19 protein-coding genes are annotated in these 14,930 nt (G+C 72.7%); 9 read left to right on the top strand and 10 right to left on the bottom strand.

Annotation, left to right across the window (positions count from 1 at the left end; genetic code table 11):
* Positions 1-2 precede the first annotated feature (2 nt).
* The gene (locus tag FR742_RS33725; protein WP_148035351.1) at positions 3-1,187 is read left to right on the top strand and encodes an NAD(P)/FAD-dependent oxidoreductase; all 1,185 of its coding nucleotides are present in this window, start codon (positions 3-5) and stop codon (positions 1,185-1,187) included.
* Positions 1,188-1,235: 48 nt separating this feature from the next.
* Here the strand turns inward: FR742_RS33725 and FR742_RS33720 are convergent, their stop codons facing one another.
* The 3 genes from FR742_RS33720 to FR742_RS33710 are packed head-to-tail and all read right to left on the bottom strand — an operon-like array spanning position 1,236 to position 3,447.
* Positions 1,236-2,204: an NAD(P)-dependent alcohol dehydrogenase gene (locus tag FR742_RS33720; RefSeq protein ID WP_148035350.1), complete on the bottom strand. Its 969-nt coding sequence runs from the start codon at positions 2,202-2,204 to the stop codon at positions 1,236-1,238.
* Positions 2,201-3,115, bottom strand: a complete 915-nt coding sequence (locus FR742_RS33715) for an HAAS signaling domain-containing protein (protein WP_148035349.1) — start codon at positions 3,113-3,115, stop codon at positions 2,201-2,203. The genes FR742_RS33720 and FR742_RS33715 overlap by 4 nt, the downstream gene beginning before the upstream one ends.
* Complete coding sequence (locus FR742_RS33710) at positions 3,112-3,447, bottom strand: PadR family transcriptional regulator (RefSeq protein WP_148035348.1); 336 nt, start codon at positions 3,445-3,447, stop codon at positions 3,112-3,114. The genes FR742_RS33715 and FR742_RS33710 overlap by 4 nt, the downstream gene beginning before the upstream one ends.
* 76 nt (positions 3,448-3,523) lie before the next feature.
* Between FR742_RS33710 and FR742_RS33705 the strand changes: the two genes are divergently transcribed.
* Together FR742_RS33705 and FR742_RS44845 are read left to right on the top strand one after the other, a co-directional pair.
* Positions 3,524-3,982, top strand: coding sequence for a pyridoxamine 5'-phosphate oxidase family protein (locus FR742_RS33705; protein ID WP_148035347.1), 459 nt, complete (start codon positions 3,524-3,526; stop codon positions 3,980-3,982).
* 101 nt (positions 3,983-4,083) lie between these two features.
* Positions 4,084-4,410: a hypothetical protein gene (locus tag FR742_RS44845; RefSeq protein ID WP_187281493.1), complete on the top strand. Its 327-nt coding sequence runs from the start codon at positions 4,084-4,086 to the stop codon at positions 4,408-4,410.
* Between the two features lie 95 nt (positions 4,411-4,505).
* On the opposite strand, the gene FR742_RS33695 is transcribed toward FR742_RS44845, so the two are convergent.
* The 4 genes from FR742_RS33695 to FR742_RS33680 are packed head-to-tail and all read right to left on the bottom strand — an operon-like array spanning position 4,506 to position 7,366.
* The gene (locus FR742_RS33695; protein ID WP_261808941.1) at positions 4,506-5,489 is read right to left on the bottom strand and encodes an endonuclease/exonuclease/phosphatase family protein; all 984 of its coding nucleotides are present in this window, start codon (positions 5,487-5,489) and stop codon (positions 4,506-4,508) included.
* 41 nt (positions 5,490-5,530) lie between these two features.
* Positions 5,531-6,298 (bottom strand): MauE/DoxX family redox-associated membrane protein, encoded by a 768-nt coding sequence (locus tag FR742_RS33690; RefSeq protein ID WP_148035346.1) that lies wholly within the window; start codon positions 6,296-6,298, stop codon positions 5,531-5,533.
* An 11-nt stretch (positions 6,299-6,309) separates the two neighbouring features.
* On the bottom strand, positions 6,310-6,906 hold the full coding sequence (locus tag FR742_RS33685) for a cell wall protein (protein ID WP_148035345.1): 597 nt from the start codon (positions 6,904-6,906) through the stop codon (positions 6,310-6,312).
* A gap of 10 nt (positions 6,907-6,916) precedes the next feature.
* The gene (locus FR742_RS33680) at positions 6,917-7,366 is read right to left on the bottom strand and encodes a hypothetical protein (RefSeq protein WP_148035344.1); all 450 of its coding nucleotides are present in this window, start codon (positions 7,364-7,366) and stop codon (positions 6,917-6,919) included.
* Positions 7,367-7,612: 246 nt separating this feature from the next.
* On the opposite strand from FR742_RS33680, the gene FR742_RS44840 reads away from it, so the two are divergent.
* The 5 genes from FR742_RS44840 (at position 7,613) to FR742_RS33655 (ending at position 11,525) form a co-directional block, all read left to right on the top strand.
* Complete coding sequence (locus tag FR742_RS44840; protein WP_187281492.1) at positions 7,613-7,873, top strand: hypothetical protein; 261 nt, start codon at positions 7,613-7,615, stop codon at positions 7,871-7,873.
* Positions 7,874-7,929: 56 nt separating this feature from the next.
* On the top strand, positions 7,930-8,163 hold the full coding sequence (locus tag FR742_RS33670; RefSeq protein WP_148035343.1) for a hypothetical protein: 234 nt from the start codon (positions 7,930-7,932) through the stop codon (positions 8,161-8,163).
* Positions 8,151-10,286 carry a histidine kinase gene (locus FR742_RS33665; RefSeq protein WP_148035342.1) on the top strand — a complete coding sequence of 712 codons (2,136 nt, stop codon included), beginning with the start codon at positions 8,151-8,153 and terminating at the stop codon, positions 10,284-10,286. Before FR742_RS33670 ends, FR742_RS33665 begins: the two co-directional genes overlap by 13 nt.
* Before the next feature lie 43 nt (positions 10,287-10,329).
* Positions 10,330-10,650, top strand: a complete 321-nt coding sequence (locus FR742_RS33660; RefSeq protein WP_148035341.1) for a hypothetical protein — start codon at positions 10,330-10,332, stop codon at positions 10,648-10,650.
* A 245-nt stretch (positions 10,651-10,895) separates the two neighbouring features.
* Positions 10,896-11,525 carry a response regulator transcription factor gene (locus FR742_RS33655; protein WP_315970654.1) on the top strand — a complete coding sequence of 210 codons (630 nt, stop codon included), beginning with the start codon at positions 10,896-10,898 and terminating at the stop codon, positions 11,523-11,525.
* A 34-nt stretch (positions 11,526-11,559) separates the two neighbouring features.
* Here the strand turns inward: FR742_RS33655 and FR742_RS33650 are convergent, their stop codons facing one another.
* Entirely contained in the window at positions 11,560-11,775 is a 216-nt protein-coding gene (locus FR742_RS33650; protein ID WP_148035339.1) for a hypothetical protein, read from the bottom strand.
* A 292-nt stretch (positions 11,776-12,067) separates the two neighbouring features.
* Between FR742_RS33650 and FR742_RS33645 the strand changes: the two genes are divergently transcribed.
* The gene (locus FR742_RS33645; RefSeq protein ID WP_261808940.1) at positions 12,068-12,931 is read left to right on the top strand and encodes a helix-turn-helix transcriptional regulator; all 864 of its coding nucleotides are present in this window, start codon (positions 12,068-12,070) and stop codon (positions 12,929-12,931) included.
* 3 nt (positions 12,932-12,934) lie between these two features.
* Here FR742_RS33645 and FR742_RS33640 read toward each other — a convergent pair whose 3' ends face one another.
* Entirely contained in the window at positions 12,935-13,744 is an 810-nt protein-coding gene (locus FR742_RS33640; RefSeq protein ID WP_148035337.1) for an SAM-dependent methyltransferase, read from the bottom strand.
* A gap of 78 nt (positions 13,745-13,822) precedes the next feature.
* A complete protein-coding gene (locus FR742_RS33635) occupies positions 13,823-14,881 on the bottom strand; it encodes a serine protease (protein WP_148035336.1) in 1,059 nt (352 codons plus the stop codon).
* Positions 14,882-14,930 lie beyond the last annotated feature (49 nt).

Here is a 14,930-nt window from a genome sequence, read left to right as displayed (position 1 = left end):
CGATGACCTACGTGATCGCCGGCGGCGGCCTGGCCGCCGCCAAGGCCGCGGAGGCGCTGCGCGAGCAGGGCTACGACGGCCGCCTGGTCCTGGCGGGGGCGGAGCCGCACCTGCCGTACGAACGTCCCCCGCTGTCGAAGTCCTACCTCCAGGGCAAGTCCGAGCGCGACAAGATCTTCGTCCACGACGCGGCCTGGTACGCCGAACAGCAGGTGGAGGTGCTGACCGGCACCTCGGTCACCGCCGTCGACCGCGCCGCCCACCAGGTCACCCTGTCCGACGGCGCGCGGCTCGACTACGCCAAACTCCTGCTGGCCACCGGCGCCACCCCGCGCCGCCTCCCGGGCGACGCCCTCTACCTGCGGTCGGTCGACGACAGCGAGCGCATCCGCGACGTGCTGGCCCGCGCCTCCCGGGTGGTGATCATCGGTGCCGGCTGGATCGGCCTGGAGGTGGCCGCCGCCGCCCGCGCCGCCGGCGTGGAGGTGACCCTGCTGGAGTCCGACGGCGCGCCGCTGCTGCGCGTCCTCGGCCCGCGGCTCGGCGCCGCCTTCGCCGACCTCCACCGCGACCACGGCGTCGACCTGCGGCTCGGCGTCAAGGTGGAGGAGATCGCGGGAGGCGTCCGGCTGGCCGACGGCACCCGCGTCGAGGCCGACGCCGTCATCGCCGGCATCGGCGTCGAGCCCGACACCCGGCTCGCCGTCGCGGCCGGGCTCAAGGTCGACGACGGCGTGGTGGTCGACGCCTCGCTGCGCACCTCCGACCCCGACGTCTTCGCCGCCGGCGACGTGGCCCGCGCCTACCATCCGCTGCTCGGCACCCACATCCGGGTCGAACACTGGGCCAACGCGCTCAACCAGCCGGCCATCGCCGCCGCCGCGATGCTGGACAAGGAGGCGTCCTACGACCGGCTGCCCTACTTCTACACCGACCAGTACGACCTGGGCATGGAGTACACCGGCTACGTCCGCCCCGGCGAGGCCGACGACGTGGTGATCCGCGGTGACCTGGACTCCCGCGAGTACATCGCGTTCTGGCTGGCGGAGGGCAGGGTCGTGGCCGGCATGAACGTCAACGTCTGGGACGTCACCGACGACATCAAGACCCTGATCCGCGCCGCGGCCCCGGCCGACCGCGCCAAGCTGGCCGACCCGTCCGTCCCCCTCACCGAGACCCTGGCATGACGAGACGGCCGGGAAGCCCGGGCTACCCTGGCTTCCCGGCCGCCCGCGTCACACGGTGATGGCGATCTTCGACCGGGCGTGCCGTTCCTCGAAGTGACGCAGGGCGTCGGGGACCTCGCCCAGCGGGTACGCGCACTCGACGTGCGGGCGGACGGCGCCGGACTCGATGAGGTCCTTCAGCGTGGCCAGGTTGCCGGCGCTCCGGCCGGCGACGGACGACCGGAGCGTACGGTCGCCGAACGGCGACATCACGACGGCCCGGAGGATGCGGCCCATGGGGCCGAGCCACGTGCCGCCGCCTCCGGAGGAGAGCACGAGCACGCCGCCCGGGTTCAGCAGGCGCGTCAGCTCCCGCAGCGGCCGGTTGCCGACCAGGTCGAGGATCACGTCGAAGCGCCGCCCCGCCTGAGCGAAGTCGGCCCGGGTGTAGTCGATCACCTCGTCCGCACCGAGCGACCGGACCAGCTCGACGTTCCTCGTCCGGCACACCCCGGTGACCTCGGCGCCCAGCGCCTTGGCGACCTGCACCGAGAACGTGCCGACGCCCCCGGAGGCGCCGTTGACCAGGACCGACTGCCCGGCCCGCAGCCTGCCCGCGTCGCGCAGGCCCTTCAGCGCGGTGTTGCCCGCGACGGGGACCGCGGCCGCCTCCTCGAAGCTCAGCCCGCCGGGCATGGCCGCCAGGAACTTCTCCGGCACCCGCGCGTACTCGGCGTAGGCCCCGGCCACGACCTCGCCGTACACCGCGTCACCCGGCCCGAACCGCGTCACGCCGGGCCCCACCGCCTCCACCACGCCGGCCAGGTCGTGGCCGGGCACCCGATGCCGGGGCCGGCGCGGGCCCAGCACCAGCCGGGCCGCGTACGGCACGCCCCTGGTGGTGACCAGGTCGCCGAAGTTGACCGACGAGGCGCGCACCCGTACCAGCACCTCGCCGTCACCGGGCACCGGCTGGTCCACCTCTCCGACTTCTAAGATCCCGGGCGGGCCGTACACCCGCTGCACGATCGCCTTCATGCCTTCCTCCTCCGTGCCCGGACGAACCCGTTGATCGAGTCGTTGACCGCCATGAGGACCACGACGATCACGACCACCCACGTCACCACGCCCTCGGGCCAGCCCATGGCCTCCAGGAACGCGTCGTTCAGCAGCGCCCCGCCCGCCGTCACCCACACGCCGAGCACGACGAACGCCAGTCCCATCACCGCGTGCGCCACCGCCTGGGGGACGCCCCAGCCCACGTAGTAGCCGACCAGGTCGAAGCCGATCCGTACGGCGGCGAAGACCACCGCCAGGTACAGCCAGCCGGACTCCCACAGCCCCGGCGAGATCACCGGGACCGGCCCGTAGAGCTGGACCAGCACCAGCAGGCAGATCAGCACCGTCGCGACCGAGGTGCCGCCGATCAGCGACGTGCGGTCGATCCGCCGCGCGGGCAGCTCGGGCAGCGTGGCCGGATCCCACCGGGCCGGCCGTCTGTCGCGCATCGACGGCGCCCGCTGGACGGCCGCGAACACCAGCGTCACCCAGAACGCGATGTGCATCGCCACCGTCAGCGCGATCCCGGTCGCCTCCCACAGCGCCCGCCCGGCGGGCCCGCCCTGCGCGAACCCCACCACGCTCGCCCCCAGGAACACCAGCGGGACGGCGGTCGTCAGCAGCGTCTTCAGCAGGCGCGTGTAGCTCAGGTAGAGCGCGGGCCCGATCAGGTGGAGCGGCCGGCCCGCGTACTCGGCGGCCAGCCGGGCCGGGTCGCCGAGCGCGGTGAGCGCCTCCACCTCGGCCCGCGACTCGTCCTCGCCCGTCCGGAGCCGCACCTCGACGGCGTCCGCGATCGAGGAGCGCAGCTCCAGCTCGATGTCGCGGCGCTGCCCTTCGGGGATGCCGCGCAGCGCCTCGGCGACGTAGCGGTCGGTGAGCGTGGTCATTCGTCGTCCCTGAGCTTGGTGAAGGCGGTGTGCAGCTCGTCCCAGTCGCGGGACAGGATGTCGGCCAGCTCGGCCCCGTCGGGGCTGGTCACGTAGTACTTGCGCGGGCGCGACTCGTCGGTGTTCCACTCGGCGGTCAGCAGTCCCTGCTTCTCCAGCCGGCGCAGCAGCGGGTAGAGCGTGTTGGCGTCGACCGCGAACCCGCAGCTCTCCAGCGTCTCCAGCAGCGCGTAGCCGTAGCCGGGGCGGCGCAGGATCAGCAGGCAGGCCAGCACGATGGTGCCCCGCCGGATCTCCTGGCGGTGCGTGGCCAGTACGTCATCCTCTATCACGTCTCACACGATACTGTGTGCCACACAGTACGGACAAGAGGGAAATTCCCGGCATGCCGCGGACGTTGATCAGGTCATGACCCAAGGACCGGCGCCTCGGCCCCTCTCTGACGAAGCCCTCTCCGACCTGCTCGGCAAGCAGCGGTTCGGCACGCTCGCCACCGTCAAGCGCAGTGGCCACCCCCATCTGACGACCATGCTGTACAGCTGGGACCCCGAGGCCCGCATCGTGCGGTTCTCGACGACGGCCGACCGGATCAAGGTCCGGCATCTGCGGCACAACCCGCGTGCGGCACTGCACGTGCAGGGCGGCGACGTGTGGTCGTTCGCCGCCGCCGACGGCGAGGCCGAGGTCTCCGAGATCACGACGGTTCCCGGCGACGCGGTGGGGCGGGAACTGCTCGCGATGATCCCGGAGGACGCGAAGCCCGAGGACGGGGACGCGTTTCTGGAGCAGTTGGTCGCCGAGCGCCGGATGGTCATCCGCTTGAAGGTGGACCGGTTGTACGGGACGGCGCTCGACATCGACGGCTAGGCCCTGTCGCGTCCGGCAGCGGCTCTCATTGATCCACAATCTGCTTCCAAGGCCGGCCGGAGATCCTTTCGTGTGTCTTACTCACGAAAGGAGATGACCGAATGAACAGAAAGCGCAAGGCCGTCATGGTCATGGCCATGTTCTTCTCGGTGGGCGCCGCGACCCTGATCAGCGCCGGTCCCGCCGCGGCCATGCCGCCGAACTGCGACTTCTATGTGTGCGAGGGGCAGGGCGGCGGAGGAGGCGGCGGCGGCACCCCCGGGGGTGGCGGCACCCCCGGTGGCGGTGGCGGCGGTGGTGGCGGCGGGACCCCCGACGGCGGTAGCGGAAGCCCCGACGGCGGGACCGGCGGCGGCGACCGATACCCCGATGGACCGCCCCCCTGGGACATCTGCGACATTGAGCGCAACGCCCCAGGATGTCGCTGAACGCCGACTGAGAGCACGTAACGCGTTCATCGTCGCGGCCTAGCGATACGCGGAGAGTGCGAACCCCTCCAGGGCGTCCGCACTCTCCGTCGCAGTCACCGTACGCGCAGGTCGGCGAAGAGCGCGCGGTGGTCGGAGCCCGGCACGTCGTGGACCCGCGTCGCCACCGCCGCGCCGCGGCCGTCGGTCAGCACGTGCGAGATGGCCACCAGCGGCGGCAGCACCCGATTCGGCCAGGTCGGCGCCAGCCCGTTCCCGGTGGCCGCCGCGGCGTCGGTGTAACCGGTGCCGAGCAGCCGCCGGAACACGACATGGTCCAGCGTCGCGTTGAAGTCGCCGGCCAGGACGCGCGGCGGACCCCCGGCCTGGGCGGGCGGCAGGTTCGAGAGCCCCGCCTCCCACTCGTCCACGGTCCACGGCACCGGCGCCACCGGGTGCACGACCACTACTTCCACGGCCGGGCCGCCGGGCAGTGCCACCTGCGCCACCGGCATGTGGTGCCCCACCCGCCGGAACAGCCCCGAACGCTCGCGCAGCGGGTGACGCGCGTAGATGCCGCTGCCTTCCGGCCCGCGCGGCATCGGCTGGGTGACCTCGTACGGCAGCAGCTTCTTCAGCCCCGCCGCCGTCAGGCGCTCCCGCGCGGCCCAGGTCAGCTCCTGCACGCTGAACACGTCCACGTCGAGCTTCCGTACGAGGTCGACGATCACCTGGGCGTCACCCCGGCCGCCGTTGAGGTTCGCGGTCAGCAGCCGCAGCGGCCGTCCCCCGGCGGGCGCCTCTCCCGCGACGGCGCGCGGCACCACCAGCCAGGCCAGGCAGACGCAGACCGCCAGCAGGACCGCCACGGCCGCCCGGCTCCTGGCCCACAGCGCGCACGCCAGCGCCACGAGCGCCGCCACCCCGAAGTACGGAGTGAACGACACCAGCGGCACCAGGAGGAACCCGGTCTCCAGACCGCCCAGCCGCATCGCCGTCCCGGCCGCGAACACCACCGCCACCACGACGGTCAGCCGCGCCGTCCGAGCCCGCCGCGGCCGGGCCCGCACCGGCCCCTCCACAACCTCTTGCTTGAGCACGGCCACGAATCTAGGCGGCCATTCTTAAACTCCCATGAGCGTCAGGCGGGTGCGGGCTCCTCGACCAGCGCGACGCGGACGGCCGACGGGTCGTCCCCGGTGAGCGGCACCGCGAACACCGCCGTCCGGGCGCCCGCGCTGTAGACCACGAACCGGGTCCCGTCCTCGTCCCACGTCTCCCGGATGTCCGAGGAGAGCCGCGAGGACGCCGAGCAGTACGCGGGGCTGAGGTAGAGCAGCCGCAGCGAGGTCTCCAGCGGCACGTCGCCCGGCGGCGGCACGGAGAGCGGCCCGCGCATCCGTACGAGGAAGCGCCGCGACGGCGTGAGCCAGTAGCGGTCCAGCTCCGCCGAGAGCGCCAGCAGGATCACGACCTCCACCACCACGAGCGCCGCGACCGGCGGGTGCGGCCCCGCTGTCATCGACAGGAGGCCCGCGGCGAGAAGGAGCCCCGCCCTGCCGAATCCGCGCCGGTCGGCAGGGCGGGAGTGGGCGCCGAGGCAGCCGCACGACGAGGTGGGCGCGGCGACGTGGGCGTAGCCGAGATACGCCAGGAACCCGGCGGCGAGCACGGCGGCGGCCGCGCCCTCGGCGGCGGAGTACGGCGGCAGCACCAGCGCCGCGGCCACCGCCACCTCCACCAGCCCCACGGCGACGAGCGCCGGGACCGCGCGCGCCGCGCCGACGAGCCGGGCCAGTGCGGTCTGCCCGGCCTGGGCCCGCGTCCGGCGGCTGAACAGCTTCACCAGGCCCGCCCAGCCGAGGAAGAAGGCCAGGACGTACGGCTGCGACGCGGCGATCCCGTGCATGCGGTGCCTCCTTAGTGGGGGGAGAAGACGGTGGCGATGTCGACCTCGTTCGTGTCGGGCCGCCAGGCGCCGAGGATCTGCACGTGCTGGCTCACCTTGAGCATCGACAGGTCGGCGGTCGGCGGCGCCTGCGCCTGGATCGCGACGGACTTGCCGGGCACGACGTGGCACAGCACTTCTTTGCCGTGGTGGTCCAGGTGGAGCTTGCCGTCGGTGATGTTCTTGATGTGGCCCTTGATGTTCACGATGTTGAGCCAGACCGACTCGGCGGCGAGCATCCCGTCGGGCATCCGCACCCCGCGGGCGTAGAGGCCGTCACCCGGCTTCGCCGCCTCGAACGGGACCGGGCCGAGCTTCCACAGGCTGGTCCCGTTCACGATCCGGATGGTGTGGAACACCATGTTCGAGCCCAGGACGAGCAGCGTGTCGTCCTTGATCGTACGGATCCTGCCCTCGGCGAAATCGGGGTCGGGGGCGCCGGGTTCGGCGTCGTACGCGGTCTCCGCGAAGGCCGCCTCCGGCCCGAGCGAGCCGAGCGCGGTCGCGGCCACGACGGTGGCGCCGCCGCCGAGCACGGCGGACTTGAGCAGGTCTCTTCTGCTGGTCATCGCCGCCTCCTCAGCCGGTCGCGATCTCGCACGGCCGCAGGCCGGCGGAGAGGCTGGCGATGCGGCTGAAGGCCGCCGGGGTGAGGTCGATCAGCCGGTTGTCGGCGCAGGTGGCGCCGCAGCAGCTGCGCTCGCCGCAGAACAGGTCGGTCTGCGGCCCGCAGTCGGCGATCGTGGTGACGACGCTGGCGCCGCCGCACAACGCCGTGGTGCGGTGGCGGAAGCCGCAGGTCCGGCGCGACAGCCCGACGCCGCACCGGTCGGGCCGGGTGATCGACCAGCAGGCGTCGGAGGTGTTGGGCCAGGCGTGCTGGAGGCTGCCGGAGTTGCAGGTGCCGCACGCTCCCTTGCCGGTGCTGCTGCACGGCCCCCACGCGGTGCCGCAGCAGAACCAGGAGACTTCGCCTGTGACGGGGCCGAGTAAGTCGGCGGGCGGGTCGGGGGACTTGCTTCGAGCCATGCGAGTTCCTCTCTACGGGTGCGCTCGCTGCTGAAGGTCTCTGACTTGATCCATGAATAACATGTAAGAATTTTTCGTCAATGCCCCGTTCCTGAAAACCCAACGCGCCCGGGGTCGCCACCCGGGCGCGTGATCGACGGCGTGTCAGTAGCTGAACGTCGTCGCCCCGTCCCCGATCCAGCGCCACATCGGCACCGTGCCCCCCAGCTCGGCGGACTCGATGAGCCGCGCCGGCGCTGGTGGCTCGTGCTGTCCCGGTCGCGCGGCGTCGACGTGTGCGACAGCGACCCCGGCTTCCCCATCGGCGTCTGGCTGGAGACCGAGGTGCCGGTGCTCACCCGGGTCTGGCTGGGGGAGACGACGTGGGCGGCGGCGCTGCGGGCCGAGGCGCTCCGGCTGACCGGCGACAGCGCGTCCTGCCGGGCGCTGCCCGCCTGGCTGGACGTCAGTCCGTTCGCCGCCGTCGAGCGCGCGTCCGAGCCGCTGTCGCGCTGGCCGCGCGGGTGAGGCGACCGTTACACTAAGTGTGCGATCCATCTCTTTCAGTGACCTCGGGAGTTCGCATGCGTAGGTCCCCTCGCTCGCTCGCCGTTCTCCTGACGGCCCTCTGCGTCGCCGTCACCCCGGTGACGCCCGCCGCGGCCGACCTTCTCGGCAAGCGCTACATCGCCTCCTACCACTCCGAGGCGGGCTGCCTCAAAGCGGGGCAGGAGGGCGTGCGCAAGCGGCAGTGGACCAAGCCCCAGTGCATCAGGTCCTTCTACGCGCTGGGCACCTGGGACCTTTGGGTGGGCTAGCGCCCGCCGTCCGGTGGCAGGCGCGCGGCCCCCACCTCGCCGGGATGGCCGCCGCGCTGCTGCTGGCGGTGCTGGTGACCAGGGCCGCGGTGACGCTGCCGGAATGGGGGCGGCTCTCCTCCGGCGCGGCGCTGATGACGGCCGAGGTGACCCGGCTGGTGGTGGGCCTGCCGGTGTGCGTCGTCGGGGTGCTGCTCCTGGCCGACCGCTACGCCCGCCGCAGGGGCGCGCTCGTGCTGGCCGCCGGAGTCGTGTGGATCGTTCCGCCCGCGATGTCCGACGTGCTCGCCGCCGTGGAGCGGCCGGGGCCGCCCGTCGCCGCCGCCGCGATCCTGCTCGCCGCGGCCGGCACCGCCTGCCAGCCGCTGACGGTGCTGCTCTTCCCGCTGTGCCTGCTGCCCCGCCCGGCCGTGCGGTGGCCGAGGACTGCCGTGATCGTGACCGCCGCCGCCGCGAGCATCCAGTACGCGGTCGTCTGGGGGCTGGGCACCCCCGGCTCGGCCCGGTTCGCCAGCCCGTGGGCCGGCACCGCGCCCGCCACGTGGGCCGCCGGCCTGCTGCACGACAGCCAGGTCGCGCTCGACTGGCTGGCGCCGGTCGTGACGGCGGCGGTGACCGCCGAGCTGGCCCGCGCGGCGTCGAAGGCCGGGCGGGGGAGCGCGGCCCGGTGGGTGATCGCCGCGGCCTGCCCGCTCTACGCCTGCCTCCTGCTCTCCGACCTGTGGGGTGAGAGCTGGACGATGGTGGCCCGGTCGGCCGGGGTGGTGCTGTGGGTCGCGATGATCGGGCTGGCCGCCTCGCACGGCGGGCTGTGGCGCCTGGAGCGGGTGACCAGCCACCGCATGGCCCGCGCGTTCGTCCTGGCGGTGCTGGTCATCGCCGTCACCTGCGCCGCCATGGCGGCCTGGGCGGCCCTGCCCACCGGGCGCACCACCGTCACGGCCGTGGTCGCGGGCTGCGCGCTGGTGACGGGATGGGCCGCCCGGCCGCTCGTCCGGCACGCCGTCCTGGCCGTCGAACGCGCCTTCTACGGGCCGCGCGCCCGGCCGCACGAGGCGGTGCGGGCGCTGGCCGTCCGGTTGCAGCAGGCCCCGCACCCCGGCGACGTGCCCGAGCAGATCTGCCGCGGCGTCGTCGAGGATCTGGGGTTGTCGGGCGCGCGGATCGCGCTGGAGACCCGCGCCGGCGCCCGCCTGCTGGCCGCCGCCGGGGCCCCGGTCGACGGCCCGGCGCAGGTCTTCCCGCTGCGTCACCACGGGGAGGTGGTGGGCAGGCTGGAGGTGGCCCGCGACGGGGCGAGCACCCCGGCCGAGCGCGACAGCGAGCTGCTGGCGCTGCTCGCCGACCAGGCCGGGCCGGCGCTGGCCGCGCTGCGGTTCGGCGAGGAGGCGCAGGCGGCCCGTGAGCGGCTCGTGCTGGCGCGTGAGGAGGAACGCCGCCGCCTGCGGCGCGAGATCCACGACGGTCTCGGCCCTCAGCTCGCCGCGGTGCAGCTCCGGCTCGGCGTCGCGCAGGCGTGCGGGCAGGCGTCTCCCGCCGCGCGGGCCCATCTGGGCACGGCGGCGGAAGTGCTCGTCGAGGCGCTGGCCGAGATCCGTCGCATCACGGCGGGGCTGGCTCCCGCCACGCTGGTCGAGCGCGGCCTGCTGGACGCCACCCGCATCCTGGCGCACCGCCTCACCACGGACTCTGTACGGGTCACGGTCACGGCCGGGCCGCTTCCCGCGATGGCCCCGGCGGTGGAGACGGCCGCGTACCGCATCGCCGCCGAGGCCGTGACCAACGCGGTGCGGCACGCCCGCGCCCGCCACGTCGAGGTGGCCTTCACCACCGCCCCCGGCGCCCTCACCGTCACCGTCACCGACGACGGGACCGGCTTCGGCGCGGACACGATCCCTGGCACCGGCCTCCTCTCGGTCACCGAACGCGCCGAGGAGGTCGGCGGCCACGCCGACCTCCACCCCACCCCCACCGGCACCACCATCACCGCCACCCTCCCCACCCCACCCCCACCGGCCCTTCCAGACCACCCCGGACGTCCGGACCGTGGTCATCCCCCCGCCCCCAGCAGTGGGATCGTGGTCGCCCCCCGGACCACCCCGCCTCCGGCGGTGGGGTCGTGACCGTCACCCCCTGCACCTCCGGACTGACCTCGGCGGTGGGGTCGTGAGCGCAGCCCTCCCGGTGCTCCGGACCGCCCTCGGCGTCCGGATTGTGACCGTCACCCTTCCGGACCTTCGCCCCGCCCTCGGCGTCACCTTCCGGCTCCTCCGAACTGACCTCAGCGGTGGGATCGTGGGCGCCGCTCTCTCGGTCTTTCGGACCGTCCTCGGTGGCGGGATTGTGGCCGTTGCACTCCCGGTCCTCCGGACCGCCCTCGGTGTCCGGATCGTGATTGTTCCGATCCCGGACCTAGGCCTCGCCTCCGGCGGCGGGATCGTGACCGTCACCCCCCGCACCTCCCTGACTTCGGCGGTGGGATTGTGAGCGCTGCCCTCTCGGCCCTCCGGACCGCCCCCGGCGTCCGGAGGGTGATTGTCCCGCTCCTGAGCCTTCGCCCCGCCGCCGGCGGCGGGATCGTGACCGTCACCCCCCGGCTCCTCCGGACCGCCCCCGGCGGCGGGGTCGCTGGGCTTTCTGGTTTCCGTCGGTGTGCCGGGGTTTTTGGTTCGGGGGAGGGTTGGATGAGTGAGGGTGGGTCGATGGCTGGTGCGGGGCCGTGGCGGGTGTTGGTGGTTGACGATCATCCGCTGTTCAGGGAGGGGCTGGCGGCGGCGCTGGGTCTGGACGGTGAGTTCGTGGTGGTGGCGCAGGCCGCCACCGGGGAGCAGGCGCTGGTGGAGGCCGAGCGGACGGGCCCGGATCTCGTGGTGATGGACCTGGGCCTGCCGGGACAGTCCGGCATCGAGACCACCCGCCAGCTGCTCAGGGCGCGGCCGGAGGTCAGGGTGCTGGTGATGACGATGTCGGAGGACGACGACAGCCTGCTCGCCGCCATGCGCGCCGGCGCCCGCGGGTACCTGCTCAAGGGCGCTGTACGCGAGGAGATCCTGCTCGCCCTGCGTACGGTCGGGCTGGGTGGCGCGGTGTTCAGCCCGCACATGGCCGGACGGCTGGCCGGGTTGTTCGCCGCCCACTCCGCCGCGCCGGCCAGGGAGGCGTTCCCGACCCTGACCGGACGCGAGCGCGAGGTCCTCGACCTGCTGGCCCGCGGGCTCGGCTACGGGCAGATCGCCCAGCGGCTGTTCGTCACGGACAAGACCGTGCGCAACCACGTGGGCTCGATCTTCGCCAAGCTCCAGGTCCACGACAGGGCGGCGGCGATCGCCCGGGCGAGGGACGCGGGGCTGGGCTCGGGATGACCGGAGGGCCGCCATCCCGGGCCCGCCCGCCGGGTCACCGGTCGGTCCACAGGTTCCACAGCCAGCCCTCCGCGCACTGGTACCGCGACCAGTGGCCGCGGTCGATGCCCTGCTGGCCGGCGGTGATGCAGTCGCTGTGGAAGAGGAACTTGCCCCGGTGGATCGGCAGGTGGTCGGCGGCCGCGGAGGCGGCGAGAGGGGCGGCGGCCATCGTGACGACGAATCCGGCGATGGCGAGCAGCTGCTTCATGGTGATGTTCCCTTCTGGATGTCGGGGCCGGTGGTGGTCACCGGCTCTTCCGGACATCTGAAGCTTCGCCCGCCCCCGTTCCCGGGCGCATGGGTCACCTGACCTGTCCGTTCCCGGGTTCTGATACACCCATTTTCGTACCAGTGTTGTGACGGTGCGTTGACGAGCTGCCGCAATTCAGAGTGATTACGGTATTTGGCGTGGCAGGATTGTCGGTGAAGGGGTGGGGCGACGGAGGCATAGAGGAGCGCTTATGCCGACTTATCGCAATATGAGAGGTCTGACCGAAATCGTGGGCGGGGATTTCCAGCGGACCGGGCCGACCGCGTTGCGCATATTGGTGGGCTCGCAGCTGCGCAGGCTGCGGGAGGAGCGGAACATCACCCGCGAGCGTGCCGGTTACGCCATTCGCGGATCGCATTCCAAGATCAGCCGGATGGAGGGCGGGCGCTGCGGGTTCAAGATCCGCGACGTGGAGGACCTGCTCACCCTGTACGGCGTCGTCGAGCGGGCCGAGCGCGCGACGCTGCTGCTCCTGGCCGAGCAGGCCAACCGGCACGGCTGGTGGCACGACTACCGCGACGTGGTGCCCGACTGGTTCGAGGAGTATCTCGGGCTGGAGCAGGACGCGGAGCTGATCCGTACGCACGAGATCCAGTACGTCCCCGGCCTGCTGCAGACGGAGGACTACGCGCGCGCGGTGATCGCCAGGGGCCACGGCGGCGAGAGCCGCGAGCGGGTCGAGTCGCGGGTCGCGCTGCGGATGCGCCGCCGGGAGCTGCTGGCTTCCTCCGGCCGCAGGCTCTGGGCCATCGTGGACGAGGGCGCGCTGCGCCGGCTGGTCGGTGGCCGCGACGTCATGCGCGCCCAGCTCGGCCACCTCGTCGAGATGGCCGGGCTGGCGCACGTCACCCTGCAGGTGCTGCCGTTCAGCGTCGAGGTCGCGGTCGGCGGCGTCGGCCCCGTCACCCTGCTGCGCTTCCCCCAGGCCGAGCTGGACGACATCGTCTACCTCGAACAGCTCGCCAGCGCCCAGTACCTCACGAAGGACGCGGAGGCGCACCCGTACCGGCATCTGCTGAACGAGCTCAGCGTGCACGCGCCCCCGCCCAAGGCCACGCCGGGCATCCTGCGCCGGATCATGGAGGAGCTGTAGGGCCTACGGTTTGCGGGCGACGCCGACCAGGGCGTCCACCTCCTTGAGCTCGGCCAGCGGGTCAGGGTCGGGCCGCCAGAAGGGGATGGACGCCACCCCGGGCTCGACCAGCTCCAGGCCGTCGAAGAACGCGCCGAACTCCTCCCTGGAGCGGAGGTTGTAGGGCACCGCGTCGCCCTCGTTGTAGTCCTCCTGGGCCTGGTCGAGGGCCTCGCCGGTGACGAGGTTGACGCCGTCCCACAGGGCCAGGTAGCTGCCGGGCGGCAGCCCGTCCATCAGCCTGGCCACGATCGCGTGCGCGCCCTCCTCGTCGGTCACGAAGCCCACGATGCCCATCAGCATCAGCGCGACGGGCTGGGTGAGGTCCAGCGTCTTGGCCGCGGCGGCGAGGATCGCCTCGGGGTCGCGCAGGTCGGCCTCGACGTAGTCGGTGGCGCCTTCCGGCGTGCCGACCAGGAGCGCGCGGGCGTGGGTCAGCACCAGCGGGTCGTTGTCCACGTAGACCACGCGGCAGGTGGGGTCGGCCCGCTGCGCGACCTCGTGGGTGTTGTCGACCGTCGGCAGTCCCGTCCCCACGTCGAGAAATTGGCGGACACCTGCCTCATTGACCAGATAACGCACGATACGGGCGAGCAAGTGACGAGATAGCCGAGCGATATGCACAATGTCCGGAAATGCTTGGCTGAACTGGTCGCCCGCCACGCGATCGACGTCGTAGTGGTCCTTGCCGCCGAGCCAGTAATTCCACATCCGCGCGGCATGGGGAACGGTGGTGTCGATTCGGGAGCCGGGGGGAGGGGTTTCACCCGTCATGTGAGTTACTCCTCTTTTGTCGGGATGCGCCGATCTTCAACGTAGCCGCCGCACCCCTCCCTTTTCCAGCGGCCGGTGTCAGAGGGCTCCGGTGTTCTGCGCGGCCTGGTAGACCTCCATCGCCTCGTCCCCGAAGAAGGGGCCGAACATGAAGCCGGGCGCGAAGTCGTACGTGAAGCTGTTGACCGAGTTGAGCATGCCCAGCCCGGTCGACTCGTTGAACCCGAGGAACCAGCCGCCGCCGCTCGACCCGCCCGTCATGTTGCAGCGCACCCCCTGGCCCCTGGTCGCGACCGGGTCGTTGAACGCCCGCCCGCTGCAGTAGATCAGGGTCGAGCCGTCGAACGGCGACGCCGCCGGGTAGCCGAACGCGAACATCTGCCGCTGCCGCGCCTGGTTGAACGCCACCCCCTGCCCGCCCACGACGTCGGTCAGCGTCCGTCCCTGCAGCGGCGCCACCACGGCGGCGGCGATGTCGAAGTTGATGTCCTCGCGGGCGTTCCACTGCTGCGTGGTGAACAGCCTGGTCGCCACCCAGGTGCCGAAGGGGCGGCGGCCGTTGTCGAAGGCCGGCACGAAGGCCACGTTGCGGTGCGCGGCGCCGTTCAGCTTGACGCAGTGTCCCGCGGTCATCACCACGCTCTCGTTCGCGCTGGTCACGGCCGTTCCCGAGCAGGAGGCGTTGGCGCCCTCGGCGGTGGTGAAGAACAGCCGCCCGCTGGTGCGCACGACGGCCCCGCCGTCGGTCCACCGGAGGCCGGGGCTGTTGGGCACGGCTTGCTGGGTCTGGGTGCCGCGGGCCTGGTTCCCGGAGCCCTGGGTGCGCCACGGCGTCCGCTGCGTGGCCCGCTGCCCTGTCTGAGCCGCATCGCCCCTGGCCGCCCAGGGCTCACCCCGGGTGGGCCCGCTCGACCGGGCGGCGCGCCGGGGTGCCGCCATGGTGTCCATCGGCTGCGCGGCCAGCATCCGCTGCGTGGTCCAGTACTGCAGGACGGTCCTGCGCTCCGACGACGAGTCCGCGCCGGACCACCGGACGGGCCGGTGATCGGCCGTACCGGTTGCCTGTGCCTGCGCGGGGACGAGCGCGCCCGCTAAGGCGAGCGCGGCGACGGAGAGCAGGGCGACTCTGCGGTGCATGAAGTACCTCCCGAAGACCGGAATCTGCCATCAGGAGGTACGCACGGAC

It is taken from the genome of Nonomuraea sp. C10 (genome assembly GCF_008017515.1).
GTDB classification, from domain to species: Bacteria; Actinomycetota; Actinomycetes; order Streptosporangiales; family Streptosporangiaceae; genus Nonomuraea; species Nonomuraea ferruginea.
Note: the sequence above shows the minus strand (reverse complement) of the source record. Positions and strands in the feature narration are given on the sequence as shown.